We start from the raw sequence: 18,173 nt of genomic DNA, 5'->3' as shown, positions 1-18,173 counted from the left end.
TTATCGATTACAATATCCCCTGCTCTAACGCCTTGAGCACTGCCCTCGTTCTATCTCGTACACCAAGCTTAGCCATGACCGAAGAAACTTGGTTCTTAATGGTGCCTGTTGATTTGAACATCGCATCTGCAATTTCTTTATTACTGTAACCCGCAGCGATCAAACGGAGAATTTCGACTTCTTTCTCAGTAAGTGGCTCTGGATTTTCAAACGACTCAAATTCTACGTTCAGTCCTTTCAAGCCTTGCAACACTTTTTCGGTTACCGCGGGCTGAATCAGCGTTTTACCATTTTTTATTTGTGTAATAGTGTCTACCAGGGTTTCTAGCGACACATCTTTAAGTAGATAGCCTTTTGCACCGGCGCGCATAGCACCGTTTACCAGCTCGTGATCGTCAAACGTAGTAAGCATTAGCACCGGGGTTTTAATCCCCTTATCTCTCAGCGCAAGTAAAGTATCGATACCCGATAATTTGGGCATGCGAATATCCATTAAGATCACATCACAGTTTAAAGCGTTTTCACTATCAATGAGCTGCTGACCATTTTCGTATTCGCCAACAACCACAACGCTATCATCAAGCCCTAAAAGCGATTTGATGCCTTCCCTCACCAGCATTTGATCTTCAACTAAAATAAGGCGTGTTTTCATTCGCCCTCCGGAATGTGAATTGCGATGCAAAAACCCTGATCGGTTTGCTGCCAGCTGATAGTTCCATTTAGCTCATGAACCCGTTCCTGCATTCCTTTAAGGCCATTGCCAGCCACCACACGACTTGAAGTGTCAGATTCCCTTGGCCCTGCTTTCTTTTGAACGCCTTCTGTATAAGCGCCTTCTGAATAGCTACATGGTGCTTTGTCGAAAAGCGGTATGCTACTTGGCTGTTCGCCACTTAGTATCTTATCAGCAGCATGCGGCACCATACTGTCTTGCATTAGTAGGTTATAAGCGCCGTTGTGTTGCGTCAGTGATAGGGAAAAATAATGTGCCTGTGTATGGCGAATCACGTTAGTTAGCGCCTCCTGCATACTTCGCAACAGGCAGTCGGCAATTCGCACGTTGGTTAACATTAAATCATCGTCAATGTGCAGATTTACCATCGGCCTAGGCAAGTCTTTAATCAGTGCGTTTACCGCTAATGAAAAATCGATAGCCGCATTTTCCCGAATATCAGAAATCGCTTCTCTAACATCAGAGAGTAAAAGCTTTGCGATACTGTGGGACTGCTCAACGTGTCGCTTTATAGCTTGCGATTCAGTGCTCTCTAATAAATCCGCCTTTCTCGACGCGACTTGAAGGTTGATGGTAAGCGCCGTCAAATGATGCCCTAAAACATCGTGAATGTTTCGCGCTATACGCAAGCGTTCATCTTGAGTAAGCGCCTGCTTCATTAGTTGCTGAGTACTTAATAATTGTCTATTGAGCGCATCGGCTTCTTCACGTGCTTTCGATTCTTTAATGGCCGTGTTTGACATGATCATGGCAAATAAATTGAATGTCCAAAACAGCGCGCCAGTTAAGACAGCTTGCTGCTCTTGCCACACCCACCCTTGGATGAGGATGGTGGGCAAAGCCAATGGTATTGAAAGTACGACGCACTTTTTCCAATTAACATAGTAAGGAAGAATGGCGGACCAAATAACAATGAAGATGGCAAGGTAGGCATAGGGAAGCAAAAACTGGCAAAGTACCGCTAATAGAAACATCGCCCATAACGTTGGCAGCCTTAACGAAGGCATACTGTGGTCATGCCTACTGACAATCACAAAAGTCGCAGCTAGCATACAAAAAATAGCAATGGCGGAGAGGGTTCGCCAATGCATGAACGAGTATTGATGATACAAGAAGTAAAGTGCAGAGCCGCTTACAAACATCCACGTAATGCATGCAGATGCGCGCTCAACATCGATGCTCACCCGCCAATGAGCAGGGATTGAGATTTTCATTCGTTTCTGACTACCTATATCTTTTCGTTCTTATAGCGTTACTTTGACAAAAAACACAGTTCAATGCATAGGCCAGAAGTCACTTTTTATTTCATGACTTCTGGCACTGTTGTCAATCTCGTGAAGTTATCACTATAAGCCTACAATTTTGTTCATTGCCAAAGGAAAGCAAGATGCAAACAATTCATGGCTTTATAGTAACGCTTCATATTTTAACGGGTGCTCTGTCACTTTTACTGTTTTGGGTGCCTAGTCTTACGAAAAAGGGCGGAAAAGCCCACAAGCAATTTGGTGGTTACTATATAAAAGCAATGCTATTTACGTCTATTAGTGGCGTTATCAGCTCTACTATGGTGTTGTTTATTCCGCTAGTCATCTACCCAACAATGCCCGAGCACTTTGAGTCTGTTGCTTATTTCACTGCATACCTTAGAGGTCAATATATCTTTTTGCTGATGTTAAGCCTGTTGGTGTGGAACAACGTGAGGCATTCTGTAGCGGTGCTTAAAGTGAAGCAAAATCTTGAGCAGCTGCGCACAATTGAATATTTATGGCTACCCGTACTGCTTTTTGTCGTCGCTTCCATTGCGTTGTATCAGGGTATTACTTACGGCATCACGCTAACTTGTATCTTTGCCCCTATTGCACTGTTAAATGCCATTGGTATTGTGCGCTATGTTCATCAAAAAGACATCGTTGCAGGTTCGTGGGTAACTGAGCACATTGGGCATATCATTGGCTCTGGTATTGGTGCATATACCGCATTTTTTGCCTTTGGAGGACGCGCATTATTCGAAGGCTCGCCGTCACTACAACTTGTCAGTTGGGTTCTTCCTGCCCTTATAGGCGTTCCTTTTTCAATCTGGCTTAGCTGTAAATACAAACCAAAATCATCTGGTCGTAATACGTCTTCTTTAAAACCTAAGGTAATGAAAAGTTAAACTTAAAAGTGATATATAAAAATTCAATTCAGCAGTTGTTATCAATGCCACGGTTAGGGCCTGTTTACATAACGGTGGCATTGCCACTTGGACAACAAGCCATCAAATGTGTAACGTAAGAAATGGCAATAACGCCACCATAAACCAGTGTCAACATCGAGCGCTAAATTATGAGAAAGCACCAATCAGCAGCACTTAAAATATTGAAAGATACACTGTCATTTCAAACGTCTAAGCGTAGTCTCGCTGTTAGTGCGGCCTGTATTGGTTTAGGGCTAGGTTTAAGTGCACATGCGAACGCTTATCATGAAGACAATTCAACACCGCAAACCAGTGACCAAGCGCAAATGAATACCAAACCGACACTTACAACGCTCACCAACTACCAAGAAAACGCGCCATTTATGTTCTCTTCGGGCTTACCCGATGCCTCTCACCTTTCTTTACTGAAAGAAAAAGGAGTGACACACGTTGTAGATTTGATCCCAGGGGATAGAACCAGTGAAATCTTAACTACCTCAGAATTAGGACTTGATTACTTTAATGTGCCCGTGGATTGGGAAGGCCCCACATTAGCCAACTTTTTAAATTACGCAGCGTTTATGCAAACCGTCGATATCAAAGAAGACAAGGTACTCACGCACTGCAAACTGAATTGGCGAGGCGCTGCTTTTACGTATCTATACAGAATTAACGTACTTGGTGAAAATGAACAAGCCGCCCAAAAAGACCTTATGGCTATTTGGCATCCGAATCCAACATGGTTCGCCTTCATGAACGAGGTAATTGCCCACTACAATGAGGTAAACGGTAAAGAAGTAGCGATGTCGTTTGAGGCTGCCGATCCTGAAAACCACTAAATTTCTGGCTTACCGAGAATAATGGCGGTCTACGACCCTCTCGTCCCTACCAAGCATATATGAAATTTCAGATTTATTATTGACACATACGGAATTTCATATACGATACATCACATACGAAATTTCATATGTGATGTGATTTATGTCGACTTGTTCTGATTCTGCGCAGCTACAGCCTTTAACATTTTTCAAATGCTTGTCGGAAGACACCCGCTTAAAAACGCTTTTAATGCTCAGCATAAAAGGTGAGCTATGCGTGTGCGACCTTACTGATGCGCTTCAATTAAGCCAGCCCAAAATTTCACGCCATCTCGCTGACTTACGAAAGTGCGGTTTAGTTCTCGATACTCGTAAGGGCAAATGGGTGTATTACCAGCTCCATCCTGACCTACCCGCTTGGGCGCTGGAGGTCATTAAGAACACCGCTATTCACAACAATGAATATATTAGCGAGGCGTTAGCGAATTTGTCCTGCGAGAATTGCTAGATTCCAAACTTTCTGAATGGCACAAAGACCGCTGCAAAAATGCACAGCAAAGGTCAACAGGTCTTGGTGTTAATTGCAGCTTAATACGTCGCCAAGTATCTGTTTTTTCGAAGTCTTATTCTATCTATTACAGCTACCCACAGTAGCCTCGACCATTAAACAAGGTTTTATATGAAGATTTTATATATTTGTACGCACAACCGTTGCCGCAGCATTCTTTGCGAGGCCATCACTAACGCCTCGAACGGCAATGTTGAAGCACGTAGTGCTGGCAGCCAGCCTGTAGGGGAAGTACACCCTCTTTCTCTTAAGTACCTTGCAGAGCGCGGGTTTAGTACAGACGGCCTTCAAAGCCAGTCGTGGGATGAATTTGAAGATTACGATGCAGATCTTGTTGTCACGGTTTGTGATTCAGCGGCGGGCGAGTCATGCCCTGTTTATTTCGGTAAATCTCTTAAGGTGCACTGGGGCTTAGAAGACCCGTCTAAGTTAGAAGGTAGCGAACAAGAGAAAGCAGAGGCCTTCAACAACACCATCGATATTATTGAAAAGCGTGTAGCGGCATTAGCAGAACTTGCTGAGAAAAACTTAGATAAAGCAGCGCTTAAAGAGGCACTATCAAAATTAGGAGCCCAGTAATGGGTAACAGTAAATCAATGAGCCAAGATATATCAAGCAACCAAGAAAGCTCAAAGGCACAAAGCCCATCTGATAACGCGGTAATGGCGCAAATGCACAAGCCAATTATGGCTAACTTTGCATCAAGGTTCTCAGACCACAAGCCGCGTATTTTGCTACTTTACGGCTCGCTCAGAGAACGCTCATACAGCCGCCTAGTAATTGAAGAGTCGGCGCGGTTGCTCGAATACTTTGGCGCTGAAGCCAAAATCTTTGACCCTCGTGGATTGCCGCAGCCAGATACTGAAGATGACTCACATCCAAAAGTGAAAGAACTGCGTGAGCTTATGATGTGGTCTGAAGGGCAAATTTGGTGTTCACCAGAGCGCCACGGCAGCATGACTGGCATTATGAAAAGCATGATTGACTGGGTACCGCTTAGCCTTGGCGGCGTTCGACCGACCCAAGGTAAAACGTTGGCGATTATGCAGGTTTCCGGCGGTTCACAATCGTTCAATGCGGTAAACCAAATGCGCATTTTAGGTCGCTGGATGCGCATGCTAACCATCCCTAATCAGTCTTCTGTGGCAAAAGCCTTTCTAGAATTTGAAGACGATGGTCGCATGAAGCCGTCACCTTACTACAACCGCATTGTGGACGTAGTTGAAGAGTTGGTGAAATTTACTTTGCTCACCCGCGACAACAAAGACTTTCTCGTTGACCGCTATTCTGAGCGCGTTGAAAGCGCAGAAGAAGTGAGTAAGCGTGTTAATCAAAAATCGTTGTAAAGTAAGACAAAGGTGAATCAGAATGGGTTTCTTTGAACGTTATTTATCAGTGTGGGTTGGCCTTTGCATTGTTGCAGGGGTGGGCCTAGGTTATGCCATGCCGGGTGTCTTTGCGTCTATTGCGGCGCTTGAATATGCGCACGTAAACCTGATAGTGGCAGTACTTATTTGGCTAATGATTTACCCAATGATGGTACAAATAGACTTTGGCTCAATTAAAGACGTGGGTAAAAAGCCGAAAGGCCTTGTACTGACCTTGGTGATTAACTGGCTGATAAAGCCCTTCACTATGGCACTATTGGGTTGGCTATTTTTTAAGGGCATTTTTGCCGACTGGGTAGATCCGCAAACTGCCACTGAGTACATTGCAGGCATGATCCTACTGGGCGTCGCTCCATGTACAGCGATGGTATTTGTGTGGAGTCACCTTACCAAAGGGGATGCTAACTACACGTTAGTCCAGGTATCAATTAATGACTTGATTATGGTCGTTGCCTTTGCACCGCTTACCGCCATGCTGCTGGGCGTAACAGATATAACCGTACCATGGGATACCCTGCTGCTTTCTGTTGCACTGTATGTTGTATTGCCATTGGTCGCGGGTTATATCACGCGCCGTCACTTGGAAAACAAAAAAAACAGCGCGCAGAAAACAGGCTCAGGAAATGACGCTGTTAACGCGCTAGTAAGTAAATTTAAGCCGTTCTCAGTAATTGGGTTACTGCTTACTATTGTTATTTTGTTTGGCCTTCAAGCAGAAACTATATTGTCGCAGCCCCAAGATATCGTACTCATTGCCATACCACTGCTTATACAAACTTACGGTATTTTTGCTATTGCCTACTTTGCCGCAAAACGCATGAAACTACCGCACAATGTTGCAGCGCCGGCATGTATGATTGGTACGTCAAACTTTTTTGAATTGGCGGTCGCCGTAGCCATTTCACTATTTGGCTTACACAGCGGCGCGGCACTTGCCACAGTGGTGGGCGTACTGGTTGAGGTACCAGTTATGCTTTCGCTAGTGTGGTTTGCAAACAAAACGCGCCACTGGTTTGACTAAGCGCATATGAAAAAGGGCGAACCACAGTTCGCCCCTTTTTCATCAATTTTTCTCATCAACCTTTATCAACGCTTTTTACAACGCTCTTTATAAGTCGTTAAAATCTTAAACCGCAATCGCTGGTTTGTAAGTATCGGGAAGAATAAAGCCAAAGCGCTGCAAAACTGACGTTAGCACGTCCCGTTTTATCGGCTTTTCTATAAAGCCCAGTGCACCTAAAGACATCACTTTTTCTTGCATCATTGGCTGAATATCGCCAGACACGACGATAACAAACGTTTCTAGCTGACGGCGTTTTATTTCACTCAACACACTGATACCACCAAGAACAGGCATGGTCAGGTCCAGTAAAACCAAATCTATTGTGTGATGAGCCAATACTTCCAACGCGTCCATACCATTTGACACTTCGTAAATAGTTTCAGCAAAGCCATCTGGCAAATTGCTTCTCGCCATTTTTCGCGCCAGCGCCGAGTCATCACAAATAAGAATATTAAAACCCATCAAATACAAACTTATAATTGGTTATTAATCCGCCAACAGAATACATTAAACGAAAGTATAATAAAACAAAAAAGTGTCTGATAATTGGTAACTTAATCGCTATCTGCGCCAAACTTCACTCTTCAAGCTATCTATTTTGTGGTAGATATAGCGAGTAACAAAATAAGGAACACACGACCATGCAAGAGTTAGCTACTAGCCAAGATAAGAGTTTGGTAAGAAAAGTTGCCTATCAAATTTTGTCTCATTTCGATAAGAGTTATCGATGGTTCACCCGCATCACTCGTGGCGCTCAAGAAAGGTTCGAAAAGGGAAATTGGAAAGAAACTCAGCTTGCCTCTAAAGAGCGAATAACCATTTACGAGCAAAGCCTGTCAGACGCTGTCGCCGAAATTTATCAGCTAACTCAAGTACATCAAAAAGACGACGCTTTCTGGCAAGAGCTTAAGAAAGTATTTGCATTACAGCTAGAAGGCCACCCGCAATTTGAGCTAGCCGAAACCTTTTACAACTCTGTAATTGGCCGCTTGTTTAAACATAGAAAAATCGATAACGATATGATGTTTGTCTTGCCCAGCCGCTGTTTCTTACCCGGGCAAGACAGAGACAAAGTGATTAACAGCTTCGACACCACCACCACGGTGCGTGAAATGTACGAGTCAATTTTTAAGATATATCGATACAACATTCCGTTTGAAAACTTCGAGCGAGACCTACAGAACCTTGAAAGCGCGCTTCGCGCTCGGTTGAACAAGGAACAGCTAGCCAGCGTTCAAGCTGTGGAAATCCTTAAGCCTACGTTTTTTAGAGGAAAAGCCGCTTACCTGATTGGGCGAATTTGCATGCCCGACGAAACGCTGCCGTTTGTTATCGCCATGAGACGCTATAACGAACCCCATATGTTTGTGGATGCGCTGCTAACTGATCGCAAAGACTTAAGCGTTATTTTCGGTTTTGCTCGCAGCTACTTTATGGCTGACACTCAAAACCCTGCGGAAGTTGCCGCCTTTCTTCAAGAGCTTCTCCCCAATAAAAAGCACTTCGAGCTGTACATGGCAATGGGACACTACAAGCACGGTAAAACAGTGTTTTATCGCAACTTCTTGCAGCACATGGACGAGTCAGACGACAAATTTGAGGCGGCCCCTGGCATTCGAGGCCTGGTCATGATGGTTTTTCATCTGCCCTCTTATGGCGTGGTGTTTAAGATTATTAAAGACGAGTTTGCAGAGAGTAAAAAAATCACGCGTGAACACGTTAAAGAATGCTATAAGTTAGTGAAAATGTCAGACCGTGTGGGTCGAATGGCAGATACCCACGAGTACGTAAACTTCAGGTTTCCGCTAGACAGAATTGAGCCTGAACTTATTGAAGAATTGAAAGAAACGTGTGCATCGAGCCTAGAATTCACTGAATCTGAACTCATCATTAAACACATGTACATTGAACGGAAAATGACGCCGCTTAATCTGTATCTACAAGAAGAAACAGATGAAGAGAAAATTACCCGTGCATTAGATGAGCTTGGACTGTGCATTAAGCAAATTGCCATGGCCAACATATTTCCTGGCGACATGCTACATAAAAACTTCGGTATAACCCGTCATGGCCGTGTTATTTTCTACGACTATGATGAAATTTGTTTAATGAATGAGCGCAATTTTAGATCCCTGCCGAAATCTGACGATCCTTATGCTATTGATACGCTCTCGGTAGCGCCTAACGACGTATTCCCCGAGCAGTTTGAGCACTTCATTGTAGGTAAACGCAAGTTCAAAGATATACTTAAATCGTTGCACGGTGATTTGATGACCCCTGAATATTGGCACGAAGTTCAGGAAAAATGTGCACGAGGCGATGTTCAACACTTCACGCCTTACAACGCCAGCATGCGTTTTGACAGAGGCTAACTAAGTTAAGTGTTTGATCAAGATGCACGTTGACCGGGGCCCCAGTGTAGTTCAATAGTGTAGAGCAAGCCAAAGCACTGTGCATGCGCCCTCTAGGGCACTAGACACCTGAACAAATTGTCGCTACATGCGAAAAAGCTTAAAAGTGATCGTTTCGTTACTTAACACTCGTAAAAGCATGTGAAAGCGATACTGCTTTGCGACTGCTTGATTTTGCTTGCTGACGATTAATCGCCACATAATGGCGACAGCAACGCCAAACAAGTGTGTGAATGTTGATAAACAAAAGAAGCGTAATAATGAAAGTGCTACTTGTAGAAGATGATCCAAAGGTTGCCTCGCACATTGCAAATGGACTATTGGGTGAAGGGCATGAATGTATTACTGTAGGTGATGGAACATCAGGCTACCAACAGGCGTCAAGTAACGAATTAGACGCCGTAATTCTGGATGTGATGCTGCCCGAACTCGACGGTTTTTCTGTTTTAGAAAAACTTCGCGAAGAAGGCAACACAACGCCCGTTTTATTACTGAGTGCAAAAAGTCAGGTTGAAGACAAGGTCAAAGGCCTTCGCACAGGCGCTAATGATTATTTAACTAAGCCTTTTGCCTTTGAAGAGTTACTTGCTCGCGTTGAGGGCCTTGCAGGTCGTAACAAAGAAGGTGAAGACAAGACGCTGATAAAAGTAGGCGACCTCACTCTAGACCTGGTTAACCGCAAAGTATTGCGCGGCGATCAAGAGATCGACCTGCAGTCTAAAGAATTTCAATTGCTTGAATGCCTGCTCCGTCACAAGGGTAAAGTCGTGACGCGAAGCATGCTGCTTGAGCAGGTTTGGAACTATCATTTTGACCCGCAAACGAATGTGATAGATGTTCACATTAGCCGCTTGCGTCAAAAAGTGGATAAGGCGTTTAATGTCCCGCTTATAGAGACTGTGCGAGGCACAGGATATCGAATAGCGGATGGGCTTGCATGATAGCAATACGCGACTTTACGCGTAGTTCAAGTTTTCGCGTAGGCGTATTGCTCACTACTCTAGCTTGTATTGCCATTGTTTTAATTGTTTATTTTTGGCGATTAACGAGCAGCGACTTGTTTATTTCGGAATCGAATGCTGCCGTTAATGCCAAAACAAACGCGCTTATTACTCTCTATGAAAACCTCGGTATTGAGGCGGTTAAGTTAGCGATAGCCAAAGACAATGGCCAACATTCGCCAAATGGCTCAACAATCACCTCAGCCTCCGACCACCTACGTTCATTTGTTGCACTGAGTAAAGATGAACAAGTAGTGGCTGGCAATTTGTCGTCAATTCCCCTTGTTCTTGAGCGCCACAAAAGCGCCAGTTTTGCTACCGCAGAAATAGTTATCACCCGCCCCAATAGCACAACGAGAAAAACGCTGCGCCAAGCACTTATGAGAGAAGTAACCCTTGGAGATCACGTGCTTTACGTTGGTCGTGGCATTGACGATTTATACAGCGCACAGTGGTTTGGTAAAACGTTCAGCTGGATCATTGTGGTGTTGCTTTGTACCTTGAGTGTGCTGAGCTTCGCTATAGCCGTTTACGTGGTTAATCGAATTAACCGCATGTCGCAAACGGCAGATAAGATTATCAAAACGGGAAACCTGCAAGAGCGTTTAGAAATTGACAGTAATTGGGACGACCTGAGCAGTTTGTCATTTGTGTTTAATCAAATGCTCGATACTATCGAGAGTTCAGTCAACAATATAAAGTCAGTGACCGATAGCATCGCCCATGACCTTCGCACTCCATTATCTCGACTTCGCAACACGCTAGAAAAAATCGAAGACACTCAACTAAGGGAAGATACAACTCAAGAAGCCGACAACCTGCTAAACATGTTTAACAGCTTGTTACGCATAAGTGGGCTTGAAACCACCAATAAGAAAGAAGGCTTTTGTTCCACTGACGTACGCGCCATCGTAGAGGACGTGGTTGACCTGTATCACCCCCTTGCAGAAGAGCGCGACATTACCCTATCGAGCGAGCTCGATGCAGTTACAATGCTTGCCGATCCTAACCTGCTATTTCAAGCTGTAGCTAACGTGTTAGACAACGCCATAAAGTACTCTAACGAAAACAGTGTGGTCACCGTACAGCTCTCTACCACAGCAAGTCATATCGTGATTGCTGTGAACGATGCGGGAATTGGCGTGGGTGAACATGAAATTGTTAATCTAGAACGCCGCTTTTATCGGGCAGACGGCAGTAGAACCAGTAAAGGGAATGGGTTGGGCTTATCGCTCGTGTCTGCCATTGTGAAGTTACACGACGGCCACATTTGGTTTATTCACGACCCGCTAGTTAAAGGGCACGGGTTAGGTGTGGTATTTACGTTTAAGCGTTAAACTTTGGACTATTGCTTTTGTCGACAAAAAATAAAAAAACGCTGACGCTTTTTTCTTAGCATCAGCGTTTTTATCCTACATTTTCAACGTTGTGATTTGTGCCAGTCGCTTACGCTGACAGCGACTTCACGTACGCTTTAATCTCTTCATCTTGACCGTGGTCAAATAGACACTGCTGGAAACGCTCGCCAGATACGGCTGTTTTAACCAGTTCAACGTCCATTTTTTTCAGTGAATCGACGTAGCTCTCTGGAGCCAACGCACGTTTCAAATCTGCGAGAATACCAGCGTTTCGTACTTGAGGTTCTTTACGTTCAACGGGATAGCCCGCGCCACGCTCGCCTGTTAACGCTTTCTCAAAGATATAACGCGCATTAAGTTCAGCGCCCCATCCAAAGCCTTTTGCAAAAGGTAACGCTAACGCATTTCCATTGTTAACTTGGTTAAACAAAAATGCATCTGAAGGGTCGATACAATAACCGCAAAATACGCCTGGATGAGCATTCAATGACATCAAAGCCCCTTGACCCGTACCACAGCCTGAAATCACAAAATCGACAGCTTTTGAGTTGAGTAGAATAGCTCCCATTATGCCTAAGTGCACATAGGTAAGATGGTGATCAGTTTCGCTGTTCATACCCACATTGAATACAGCGTGTCCCAGTGAGTCCGCCACGCTTGTGAGCTCATTTAATATTACCGGATTCTTAGCCGCCTGACTGTTTTCCATCATCAATGCAACTTTCATGAACGCTCCTAAGCAAAGAAAAATAACGAATTAAACGCTTACATTAGCATGGAACGAAATGCCACCTCACGGGTAATGCCAAAGTAAATGTCGATTAGTTTCAAATGTGAAACGAAAACGGAAATATAAGAAGATGGAGGGCCGACGAGTAACAACTCACTGACCAGTAAATCTACTGGCCAGCATTTTTCAAAAAACGAGGTTAATGGCGTATTAGTCTGTTTGTTTTTGCATAAATATGGTGACTTCTGCCATCACAATGCCAAACTTACGAATATACGAACGGTTCATCATAGTACTGTCGTCAAATGCCCAAAACCAATCGTCAAACGTCACTGAATAGGTAGTGTCATCCACCGGCAAATCCATCTCGTAATGAAAGTTAAATGCGTTGCCAAAGCTTGTGCCTTTGGCTGGACCATCAATGTCACTCGCGCGACCCACATAGCTATTATCACTCTGCTTTACGATGGTCCAAGTACGGGACGTTGGACCGTCGCCCACACCGTAATTAAAGGATTCATCAAGGGTTAACGTATCGCCATCTACTGAACCATCGATGTCTACTACGAACCTTTGCACCACCTCGCCCGAGCGGTTCTGAACAATGCCCCAGGCTTTAACGTTCCCATCAAAAAATTGCTCAATATCGAAAACAGGCGATACAGCTCTGTAGTCTTCACCATCGACTGAAACAGAGCATCCGGATAGCCCTGCCACCGTTAAAGTGGCAATTCCGATTCCTAAAACAAACTTCACCGTATTCTTTATCACTTTCGCAACCTTAATCAATTGACGAGATAGACTTGGCGTAATGCTAATAAAGCGTTGCCCTTATCCGTTTCCCAATAACTTCTTTCTAAATTTTGGCTCAGACGTTTTATCGCTTAGCCAGATATCAAAAAAACGCTGTGTAAATACTTTGTCTTCAATTTCATCAGCCTTTTCACCGTTCACGTAAAACACACTCGTGCCATCTTTCGTAGCGATTCCGGTAATGACGTCGCCCTCGCTGACGTCAGGAAAGATACTATTCATCAGGGAAAGCCACTTGTCTGAATCATCAGCCGATAGGTCTCCTTGCTTTTTCATTTCATCAATAGAACGCTGGGCAATTTTCTTGCCTTCCAAGTCTCGCTGGTACGTTAACTTTAGTGCAAAGGGGGGCTGGTTGGCGTATTCACCTTCAGGCGCATAAAGCTCACCGGTATACACATCCCAGAAGTAGTAAGAGAACATTCCTTTTCCAACGAGCTTTGCATTGGGAACATAATTGCTGATGTGCTTAGCATCTGGCTCTTGCGCAACCGCATTCTTTGACATGGTTAGCCCGCTTGTTGATAACGAAACAAAAAGCATGATGGAAAACATCTTCGCACCCATGCTAGCGCTATACATCGAATATCCCCACACACCACTGGCACTTTCTGGGCGCATTGGTAAGGATTTAGCTCTCAACTGGCGAAATAGGCCATACATTTTGATAACCATAACTATGCTCTTATTAGCGTAATAAACATTACAGGTCTTTTATTGAATTTCTATCTGGTTATACTCTTGCCTTCACACATTTGATCAACTGACACTAGGCTCTCGTTGTGCTTCCCCTTGATGCATTTAAATCGTCATTAACCCTGCCCTCACCGCTAATCCCATTTAAGCCAAATTGGGAAGGTGCCAGCAAGGTATCGCTATTTGTTAAGCGTGATGATGCTATTCACCCTGTAATGTCAGGTAATAAATGGCGAAAGCTAAGTCATGCGCTCACCAGCCCGTTGCCAAAAACGATAGTGAGTTTCGGCGGCGGTTTTTCTAACCACCTGCATGCACTAGGCTTTGTTTGTTATAAATTGGGCATTCCTTTTAACGCCGTTATTCGCGGTGACTACAGCGCTGCACCTACACCCATGATTGAGGATTTGAAAAGTTGGGGCACCCGTATCGACTATGTAGACCGAGTCACTTACAAAAAGCGAAACGATAGCGCATATCTACTTCATCTTAAGCAGCAGCAACCTGACGCGATGATCATTCCTGAGGGCGGAAGCCAAGCACAAGCGCTTCAAGGGATAAAGGACATGGTTGATGAAATCGACATAGACTTTGATTTTATTGTCGCTCCTGTCGCTAGTGGAGCCACTTTGGCGGGAATAGTCAGTGCATTAAATAAACGTAATGAAAATAATGCGAAAGACACTCTCCATCACACTGGTTGCAACGCTGTCGGTGTTGGCGTGCTGAAGGGTGAAGACTACTTAGAAGGATTAGTCGAACAATTTCTTCCAGCCTCGCTTGGGCGATCAAATTGGCATATTGAACACAACTACCACTTCGGTGGTTACGCCAAAGCGCCAAATGAGCTTCAAACCTTCTGCAACGATTTTAATAATACTTTCGATTTTGATATCGAGCCTGTTTATTCCGGCAAAGCCTTTTGGGCAGTTAAAGATATGCTGGCCAAAGGTATGTTTGAAGACGGGTCACGCATTGTTGTACTGCACACAGGCGGCTTGCAAGGCGCAAGATAAAACCCTTTTATAACAGAGTGTTGCGCTCACTACCTTTCGGTGTTACAACTATCCCTGTGAGCTTGCTCACAATTCTTTTAAACACTAAACAACGATAACAACAAGAAGTTTGTCGCAGGATGCGGCATAAACATTAGCGCTTGCTACCTGCAAACTTCATCAAGGAATGATTATGAAAGATATTTTCTTCTTCGACTCAATGTTAACCCCTAAGATTATCACTTTCGTGTACTGGCTATTGCTTTTAGGATCTGTGGTAAGTGGCGTAACGACGATGTTTGTAGGGTACGACGCGAGTTTTGTATACGGCCTATTTATTATCGTGTCTGGCTGTATTGGCGCAAGAATCTGGTGCGAACTGCTTATCGTACTTTTCAAAATTCACAGCAACCTTCAGAAAATTGCTAGTAAAGAGTAACGTTACTCCTTGTTAAAGGTGCCGCTCTGCGCAGCACCTTTAATTAAAACGAAATACTTAAAGCAAAATTACGCTACTGCAACAGTGTCCGTGTAACGTTTCAACGTATCTAAATAATCCATTTTACGCTTTTCAGAAAGCCAACTGGTTTTAAAGCTATTTTCAACAAGCGTGATTAAATCCTCTTTGCTGAATTGCCCTTCTTCTTGTAGGGCAATTAAATTCTCATTCAAGTAGGCTCTGAAATAAGACGGATCGTCTGAATTGATACTCGGCAGCAACCCTTTTTCCAACATTTGTTTCAATTCACAAGAAGTGAGTGATTGAACAACAAATTTGTTTGAAACAGGACAGACCGTTAATCCCAAATTTTTTGATTTTGCAAGCTCGCATAAAGCATCAGATTCGAGAATATTTACACCATGATCAATCCTGTCGACCTTAATATCCTTAATTACTTGACGTATGTGCTCTTGCGTATTGTCTTGGTTAACATCACAGTGCATTGTAAGTTTAAGTCCCCATGAACGCGCTTTTGAGAATACTTCTGCAAACTTTGATGGCGGGTTATTTTTCTCGTCGGAATCGAGCCCGACGCCGACTAACTTGTTGAGGTGGGGCTTAGCTAGCTTCAGATGTTCCATTGCTGATTCAGCCGACATATCTCGCAAGAAGCACAGGATAAGCTGACTTTCTACACCCAATTCAGTGCGCGCATCTTTTTGCGCTGCATGTATTCCGTTAATAACGCTATCGAAACTCACACCTCGAATTGTATGAGCTTGGGGGTCAAAGAAAAGCTCAACATAAACGATGTTCTGTGCTGCAGCTCTCTTAAGGTATGCCATAGTAAGCTGGTAGAAGTCATCCTCTTCTATGAGCACGCTCATACCCGCGTAGTAAATATCGAGGAAAGAAGGTAAATCATAAAAATCATACGCCTTTATCATTTCTTCAGGTGTTTTGGCTTTCAGTGAAACGTTATTTTTCTGCGCTAAGGCAAAACTTAGCTCAGGCTCTAATGTGCCTTCAATATGAACGTGAAGTTCGGCTTTTGGCATATTTTCAATAAACTCTTTCATTTAACTTCCCTATTTCCTTGGCGCTTTTAGCTACTGTAAAAGCTTGGCTAGTATGTTGTTACCAACTGATAAGGTGTTAATCTGCAAAAAGTGCGCCTAAGGAAAGCGAATTCAGTCAGACGCTGTTGGTTGTAATACAACTCTAGAGGTTGCGGATCCTTGAGTGTGGAAAGTCTATTTAAATGGCATTCCCACTTTGCTTCATCTGGGTCAACAATATGCTTTACTTTGGTGCGTTTCTGCCAATGAATGTGTGCAAATTGAATGAGTTGTAAAAACATAGTTCAGGCGCGCGAGCACCATTACTATCAATCTGCGACAGGATAGCCAAACAACCTCTTTAACTTTGCTTTTATCCCTTTTGCGTGCTGAAGCTGTTCACGAAGCACACCTATTTGACTGAAGTTAGCGCTAAGAGGATTGTCCTCAGGCATTTTTCCTACAATGCCGTACTTTATCGTTATCGTTTTGTCTTCTTTAGCGAAAGTGCCGAATAATTTATCCCATATAATAAGTACGCCACCGTAATTCTTATCGATGTATGGTTTATTCGTTGCATGATGAATACGGTGATGCGTAGGCGTGTTGAAGATGCGCTCTACCCAGCCTAGGTTTCCAATTGTCTGTGTGTGTACAAAAAACTGATAAGCCAGATTGATAGCGACAATGGCAAAAACCAGACTTGGCGAAAAACCAATAAGAATCATTGGTACCCAGAACAGCCACATGCCGACAAAAGGGTACAAAACGCTTTGTCTGAAGGCCGTTGTGAAATTCATTTTTGTCGAGCTGTGATGTACCACATGCGCTAGCCAAAACCAGTGTATGTTGTGTGAAGCACGATGAAACCAGTAGTACAAAAAGTCTTGAAGGATAAAACCTGCAAAAAGTGATAGTGCACTAAGCTCTATTTTAAATAGTGAAAACTGGTGTAACCAAATAAAAAAAGGCATTAGTAGAAGCAAGACCAATGCATCAGAGCCCTGATGCAATAGTGCAAGTAAGGCATTGTTCACACTGTCTTTTACATTGTAAAACTGTCGCGCTTTCTTAAATTCAACAAAAACACACAGTAGAAATACGGGGCTTAACCCTAGCAAAATAAGTTCAACGGGGATCAAAGCGTGCTCCTAACTTATCTAGACATTGCTCAATATCGTTTTGCAACAGGCGCGTCAGTAACCAGTTTGGTATATACCAGGGCGCCCGACAGGTAATGCGATAAGAAACGTTTGTTGAATTTTCCTGCTGCGTGAACGCAATAACGCCCCTGTGAGCTTTGACTGGAAAGTCATCAACCACTCTATATTCAATGCCGTTGGTATCTGCGTGAATAATCTCTTCTTTAAAACGTACACTAAGAATAGTGACTTCTCTTACGCAGCCCTTTCCGCCGCTAATCTCATTATCATTTTCTGCTTTCAATACCTTAAACGATGCGTTGAAAAAATCGCTTAAATTCTGGTGATCAAGCAGCGTATCGCGCAGTTCTTTGGGCGTTGCAGCAATATTTTTTTGGTAGTAAACGTCAACCATCTACGTTATTTCCTTTTCTGACGGCTCCTAGGGCCTGTTGACCTTTGTTGTACATTTTTGCAGCGGTCTGTGTGCCATCTAGACAAGGCGAATGTTTGACGGTTTAGTGGTTCTAAATCGAGAACATTCAACGCAGTATAGATGGCACAAAGGCGCTGCCCGAAGGGGGTCGTTATGGAAGCCTTTTACTCTTTGTCACAGTCCTTTAACTTAGCCCGCTAGGCTTGCAGGACTGTTTCGCGATTAAAAGGCTTCCATTTAGACCAAAATTCGTACACCAAAGGTCAACAGGCCCTAGCATAATTTGACATTTCTATTTTATCTTGCGTTAATGCGACAGTGTTTTTGTTATTTTGCGACAAGCAT

At 43.7% G+C, this 18,173-nt stretch carries 20 protein-coding genes; 11 read left to right on the top strand and 9 right to left on the bottom strand.

Going from position 1 to position 18,173, the window contains the following annotated elements:
* Positions 1 to 7: 7 nt before the first annotated feature.
* Positions 8 to 652, bottom strand: coding sequence for a response regulator transcription factor (locus BZA03_RS05650; RefSeq protein ID WP_110288207.1), 645 nt, complete (start codon positions 650 to 652; stop codon positions 8 to 10).
* The gene (locus BZA03_RS05645) at positions 649 to 1,947 is read right to left on the bottom strand and encodes a sensor histidine kinase (protein ID WP_110288206.1); all 1,299 of its coding nucleotides are present in this window, start codon (positions 1,945 to 1,947) and stop codon (positions 649 to 651) included. The genes BZA03_RS05650 and BZA03_RS05645 overlap by 4 nt, the downstream gene beginning before the upstream one ends.
* Before the next feature lie 173 nt (positions 1,948 to 2,120).
* Here BZA03_RS05645 and BZA03_RS05640 point away from each other — a divergent pair, with 173 nt between their 5' ends.
* From BZA03_RS05640 to arsB, 6 genes are all read left to right on the top strand, one after another.
* Positions 2,121 to 2,888, top strand: coding sequence for a hypothetical protein (locus BZA03_RS05640; RefSeq protein WP_014950494.1), 768 nt, complete (start codon positions 2,121 to 2,123; stop codon positions 2,886 to 2,888).
* A gap of 170 nt (positions 2,889 to 3,058) precedes the next feature.
* Positions 3,059 to 3,748, top strand: coding sequence for a hypothetical protein (locus BZA03_RS05635; protein ID WP_110288205.1), 690 nt, complete (start codon positions 3,059 to 3,061; stop codon positions 3,746 to 3,748).
* 142 nt (positions 3,749 to 3,890) lie between these two features.
* Positions 3,891 to 4,235 (top strand): metalloregulator ArsR/SmtB family transcription factor, encoded by a 345-nt coding sequence (locus BZA03_RS05630; protein ID WP_039226273.1) that lies wholly within the window; start codon positions 3,891 to 3,893, stop codon positions 4,233 to 4,235.
* Between the two features lie 171 nt (positions 4,236 to 4,406).
* On the top strand, positions 4,407 to 4,874 hold the full coding sequence (locus BZA03_RS05625; protein ID WP_014980113.1) for an arsenate reductase ArsC: 468 nt from the start codon (positions 4,407 to 4,409) through the stop codon (positions 4,872 to 4,874).
* Positions 4,874 to 5,641, top strand: coding sequence for an arsenical resistance protein ArsH (gene arsH / locus BZA03_RS05620; protein ID WP_039226266.1), 768 nt, complete (start codon positions 4,874 to 4,876; stop codon positions 5,639 to 5,641). The genes BZA03_RS05625 and arsH overlap by 1 nt, the downstream gene beginning before the upstream one ends.
* 22 nt (positions 5,642 to 5,663) lie before the next feature.
* Entirely contained in the window at positions 5,664 to 6,704 is a 1,041-nt protein-coding gene (gene arsB, locus BZA03_RS05615; protein WP_110288204.1) for an ACR3 family arsenite efflux transporter, read from the top strand.
* Between the two features lie 105 nt (positions 6,705 to 6,809).
* On the opposite strand, the gene BZA03_RS05610 is transcribed toward arsB, so the two are convergent.
* On the bottom strand, positions 6,810 to 7,208 hold the full coding sequence (locus tag BZA03_RS05610; protein ID WP_014950500.1) for a response regulator: 399 nt from the start codon (positions 7,206 to 7,208) through the stop codon (positions 6,810 to 6,812).
* Positions 7,209 to 7,387: 179 nt separating this feature from the next.
* Between BZA03_RS05610 and aceK the strand changes: the two genes are divergently transcribed.
* The 3 genes from aceK (at position 7,388) to BZA03_RS05595 (ending at position 11,495) form a co-directional block, all read left to right on the top strand.
* The gene (gene aceK, locus BZA03_RS05605) at positions 7,388 to 9,118 is read left to right on the top strand and encodes a bifunctional isocitrate dehydrogenase kinase/phosphatase (RefSeq protein WP_049586015.1); all 1,731 of its coding nucleotides are present in this window, start codon (positions 7,388 to 7,390) and stop codon (positions 9,116 to 9,118) included.
* A 299-nt stretch (positions 9,119 to 9,417) separates the two neighbouring features.
* On the top strand, positions 9,418 to 10,098 hold the full coding sequence (locus BZA03_RS05600) for a response regulator transcription factor (RefSeq protein WP_014950502.1): 681 nt from the start codon (positions 9,418 to 9,420) through the stop codon (positions 10,096 to 10,098).
* Positions 10,095 to 11,495 carry a HAMP domain-containing sensor histidine kinase gene (locus BZA03_RS05595; protein WP_110288203.1) on the top strand — a complete coding sequence of 467 codons (1,401 nt, stop codon included), beginning with the start codon at positions 10,095 to 10,097 and terminating at the stop codon, positions 11,493 to 11,495. Before BZA03_RS05600 ends, BZA03_RS05595 begins: the two co-directional genes overlap by 4 nt.
* A gap of 109 nt (positions 11,496 to 11,604) precedes the next feature.
* Here the strand turns inward: BZA03_RS05595 and BZA03_RS05590 are convergent, their stop codons facing one another.
* From BZA03_RS05590 to BZA03_RS05580, 3 genes are all read right to left on the bottom strand, one after another.
* On the bottom strand, positions 11,605 to 12,243 hold the full coding sequence (locus BZA03_RS05590; RefSeq protein WP_110288202.1) for an RpiB/LacA/LacB family sugar-phosphate isomerase: 639 nt from the start codon (positions 12,241 to 12,243) through the stop codon (positions 11,605 to 11,607).
* A 213-nt stretch (positions 12,244 to 12,456) separates the two neighbouring features.
* A complete protein-coding gene (locus BZA03_RS05585) occupies positions 12,457 to 13,017 on the bottom strand; it encodes a DUF3833 domain-containing protein (RefSeq protein ID WP_110288201.1) in 561 nt (186 codons plus the stop codon).
* 60 nt (positions 13,018 to 13,077) lie between these two features.
* Positions 13,078 to 13,734 carry a chalcone isomerase family protein gene (locus tag BZA03_RS05580; protein WP_110288200.1) on the bottom strand — a complete coding sequence of 219 codons (657 nt, stop codon included), beginning with the start codon at positions 13,732 to 13,734 and terminating at the stop codon, positions 13,078 to 13,080.
* A gap of 107 nt (positions 13,735 to 13,841) precedes the next feature.
* On the opposite strand from BZA03_RS05580, the gene BZA03_RS05575 reads away from it, so the two are divergent.
* Positions 13,842 to 14,771 (top strand): 1-aminocyclopropane-1-carboxylate deaminase/D-cysteine desulfhydrase, encoded by a 930-nt coding sequence (locus BZA03_RS05575; RefSeq protein ID WP_069944816.1) that lies wholly within the window; start codon positions 13,842 to 13,844, stop codon positions 14,769 to 14,771.
* Between the two features lie 172 nt (positions 14,772 to 14,943).
* Positions 14,944 to 15,189, top strand: coding sequence for a DUF4282 domain-containing protein (locus BZA03_RS05570; protein ID WP_014950508.1), 246 nt, complete (start codon positions 14,944 to 14,946; stop codon positions 15,187 to 15,189).
* A 68-nt stretch (positions 15,190 to 15,257) separates the two neighbouring features.
* Here BZA03_RS05570 and add read toward each other — a convergent pair whose 3' ends face one another.
* The 3 genes from add to BZA03_RS05555 form a co-directional block, all read right to left on the bottom strand.
* Positions 15,258 to 16,271, bottom strand: a complete 1,014-nt coding sequence (gene add / locus BZA03_RS05565; protein ID WP_110288199.1) for an adenosine deaminase — start codon at positions 16,269 to 16,271, stop codon at positions 15,258 to 15,260.
* 308 nt (positions 16,272 to 16,579) lie between these two features.
* The gene (locus BZA03_RS05560) at positions 16,580 to 17,392 is read right to left on the bottom strand and encodes a sterol desaturase family protein (protein ID WP_039226248.1); all 813 of its coding nucleotides are present in this window, start codon (positions 17,390 to 17,392) and stop codon (positions 16,580 to 16,582) included.
* Positions 17,379 to 17,807, bottom strand: a complete 429-nt coding sequence (locus tag BZA03_RS05555; protein ID WP_110288198.1) for an SRPBCC family protein — start codon at positions 17,805 to 17,807, stop codon at positions 17,379 to 17,381. The genes BZA03_RS05560 and BZA03_RS05555 overlap by 14 nt, the downstream gene beginning before the upstream one ends.
* Positions 17,808 to 18,173 lie beyond the last annotated feature (366 nt).

It is taken from the genome of Alteromonas sp. I10, from assembly GCF_003201515.1.
Classification (GTDB): Bacteria; Pseudomonadota; Gammaproteobacteria; order Enterobacterales; family Alteromonadaceae; genus Alteromonas; species Alteromonas macleodii.
The sequence above is the reverse complement of the archived record's forward strand: the minus strand, read 5'-3'. Positions and strand labels throughout refer to the sequence as shown.